The sequence below is a fragment of the Endozoicomonas sp. SESOKO4 genome (assembly GCF_024606275.1).
In genome coordinates, this window is the sequence record NZ_JAHHPS010000267.1 from 1 (window position 1) to 3,366 (window position 3,366).

Sequence of the window (3,366 nt, forward strand, 5' to 3'; positions counted from 1 at the left end):
GGCTGCTTGGGCCGGTAATAACGGTCTGTCAAACAGGAATGTCTCAGATGAGGGTAAGTGGATTTGATGCAGCTAAAAGACTTTCTGGCCCGGATGACGCCGGAAATCTACCACAACATGAAACAGTCACTTGAGCTTGGCCGCTGGCCCAATGGTGACATGCTGACAGCGGATCAGAGAGAAGGCATTCTGGAAGCCCTGATCGCCTGGGAGCACGACAACTTGCCGGAAGAAGAGCGTATTGGTTATATGCCTGTGAGTTGCAAGAGTGCATCTGAACAGGATGAGTCTGAAACCACCATTTTGCGCTTTAAAGACTGAGGTATAGAACTTGACTCAAAGTCTGAGTGGCGCACTGCGCAAAATGGAATCCGTTCTGAAAGACGGTCAGCCGGTGGATTACCAACTGCCTGTAGGCGATGATCTGCTGCCCCTGAATGAACTGATGGGGAAAAAACTGACCCTGGAATATCAGGGCGAAATCAACTGCTGCCATTGCGGCCGCAAGACCAGAAAAAGTTTCAGCCAGGGCTTCTGTTATCCCTGTTTTAAAAAGTTGCCTCAGTGTGACAGCTGTATTATGAGCCCCGAAAAGTGTCATTATCATGAAGGCACCTGTCGGGATGCCGCCTGGGGTGAAACGTTCTGTATGACCGATCATGTGGTCTATCTGGCTAACTCTTCGGGTTTAAAGGTAGGCATCACCCGTGCGACTCAGGTGCCAACCCGCTGGGTGGATCAGGGGGCGACTCAGGCCCTGCCTTTTGTCAGGGTTTCTACACGACAACAGTCTGGTTTTATCGAAACCCTGTTCAAAGAATTTGTTAATGATCGAACTAACTGGCGTGCCATGTTGAAAGGAACGGCAGAGCCGCTGGATCTCAAAACACAGGCCAGTGAACTGCTGGACATGAACGCTTCACGGGTGGAAGCCCTTCAGGAGCAGTTTGGATTACAGGCCATAACACTGGTGGTTGATCCGGAGGTCGTTGATATTCGTTATCCGGTAGAGCAATATCCTGTCAAAGTGACTTCCATGTCTTTTGATAAAAAACCGGTGATTGAAGGTGTCCTGATGGGTATTAAGGGGCAGTATCTGATTCTTGATACCGGTGTTATCAATATTCGCAAGCACACTTCTTATCAAGTCAACGTATCAGTTGCAGCCTGATTTGCATGGAGAGGAAGCAGACCTCTCCTCATCATTGAGTCAAAAGCTCTAACAACAAAAGTAAGGCCATGGTAAAGGAAGGTTTAAAATGAAAGACGCCCAACCCAGAGCGATCTACCTGAAAGACTATCAGGCTCCGGATTATTGGATTGACACCACCGACCTGACCTTCGACCTGTTCGAAGATCATGCACTGGTCACCTCGGTACTTGGCCTGCGTCGTAATGAAGATCGTGGGCAAGATACCCCCGATCTGACTCTGGTTGGCATCGACCTGGAGCTGATCAGTGTCTGTGTTGACGGTTCGGAGTTGACTTCAGACCAGTACATCCTCGGTTCTGAAAGCCTGACTATACCGGTCACCAGCAAGGCGTTCTCCCTGACGGTTGTGACCCGTATTCGCCCCCAGGAAAACACTTCTCTGGAAGGTTTGTATAAATCCAACGGCATGTTCTGTACCCAATGTGAAGCAGAAGGTTTCCGTAAAATTACCTACTATCTGGATCGCCCGGATGTCATGTCCAAATTCACCACCAAGGTGATTGCTGACAAGGGCCGTTACCCGGTTCTGCTGTCCAACGGTAATGACATTGCCCGTGGCGAGTTTGAAGGTGGACGACACTGGGTAACCTGGGAAGACCCGTTCAAAAAGCCCAGCTACCTGTTTGCCCTGGTAGGCGGTGATCTTGAAGTGGTGGAAGATAGCTTCACTACTGCGAGTGGCAGGGACGTGGCACTGCGTATTTTCACCGAGTCTCACAATATCGACAAGTGTGACCATGCCATGCTTTCGCTGAAAAAGTCCATGAAGTGGGACGAAGAAGTTTATGGCCGTGAGTATGATCTGGATATCTTCATGATCGTAGCGGTGGACCATTTCAACATGGGTGCGATGGAAAACAAGGGTTTGAACATCTTCAACTCTTCCTGTGTACTGGCAAGCCCCGAAACGGCTACTGACGCCAGCTATCAGCGTATAGAAGCGATTGTTGCCCATGAGTATTTCCATAACTGGTCTGGCAACAGGGTCACCTGTCGTGACTGGTTCCAGCTGAGCCTGAAAGAAGGCTTCACCGTATTCCGTGACGCTGAATTCTCGGCAGACATGAATTCACGAGGCGTCAAGCGGATTGAAGACGCTTCGTTACTGAAGACGGCACAGTTTGCCGAAGATGCAGGCCCTATGGCTCATCCTATTCGTCCGCAGTCATTTATCGAGATCTCCAATTTTTACACCTTGACCATCTACGAAAAGGGTTGTGAAGTGGTTCGGATGATTCAGACCATTGTCGGCAAGGACAATTTTCGCAAAGGTTCAGACCTGTACTTTGATCGTTTTGACGGTAAAGCGGCTACCTGTGAAGACTTTGTGAAAGCCATGGAAGACGCTTCCGGTGTGGATCTTGGTCAGTTCCGCCACTGGTACAACCAGGCGGGAACACCGGTGGTTACCCTGACCGATGGTTTTGATCAGGAGTCAGGTCAGTACGCTCTGACAATCGCCCAGAGTTGTCCGGCCACTCCGGGTCAGGACACCAAGCTGCCTTTTCATATTCCTGTGGCTATTGCCCTGCTTGATAAGGGAGGCAAAGCCCTGCCACTGAACGAAGCCGGTGAGACTGAACGGGTTCTGCATGTGACAGCGGCTGAAGAAACCTGGACATTCGAAGGGCTGGCTGAAAAGCCATTGCCTTCTATTTTGAGAAACTTCTCTGCGCCCGTTCGTGTTAAATACGACTATAGTCGTGAAGATCTGGTATTCCTGATGAAGCACGACAGCGATGGTTACAATCGCTGGGATGCAGGCCAGCGTCTGGCCACGGCGGTCATTGAAGATCTGGTCGACGGACTGTTGAAGGAAAAAGATACTGAGATCGATTCAAGACTGATTGAAGCTTTTGGTGTCGTTCTGGCTGACGAAGGGCTGGACAAAGCAGTTAAAGCAGAAATGCTGAAACTGCCCTCTGAAGCAAGTCTGGCAGAGCAGGCGGAAGAAATTCACCCCCTGCAGATCTGTGAATCCAGAAGTCGTGTTCGCAAGGCCATTGCCGAAGCTCATAAGGACAAATTGCTGGCACTCTATCAGGCTCTGGAACTGAAAGGTGAGTATCGTCCTGAAGCCGGAGATATTGCCAAACGAACCCTCATCTGAGACATTCCTGTTTGACAGACCGTTATTACCGGCCCAAGCAGCC

General features: G+C 50.1%; 3 protein-coding genes. All 3 read left to right on the forward strand.

The window, feature by feature from the left end:
• Positions 1-66 precede the first annotated feature (66 nt).
• Complete coding sequence (locus KDK16_RS04870; protein WP_257274931.1) at positions 67-321, forward strand: YeaC family protein; 255 nt, start codon at positions 67-69, stop codon at positions 319-321.
• A 10-nt stretch (positions 322-331) separates the two neighbouring features.
• On the forward strand, positions 332-1,171 hold the full coding sequence (locus KDK16_RS04875; protein ID WP_373690922.1) for a DUF2797 domain-containing protein: 840 nt from the start codon (positions 332-334) through the stop codon (positions 1,169-1,171).
• A gap of 88 nt (positions 1,172-1,259) precedes the next feature.
• Positions 1,260-3,323, forward strand: coding sequence for an aminopeptidase N (pepN, locus tag KDK16_RS04880; protein WP_306670725.1), 2,064 nt, complete (start codon positions 1,260-1,262; stop codon positions 3,321-3,323).
• Positions 3,324-3,366: the final 43 nt, after the last annotated feature.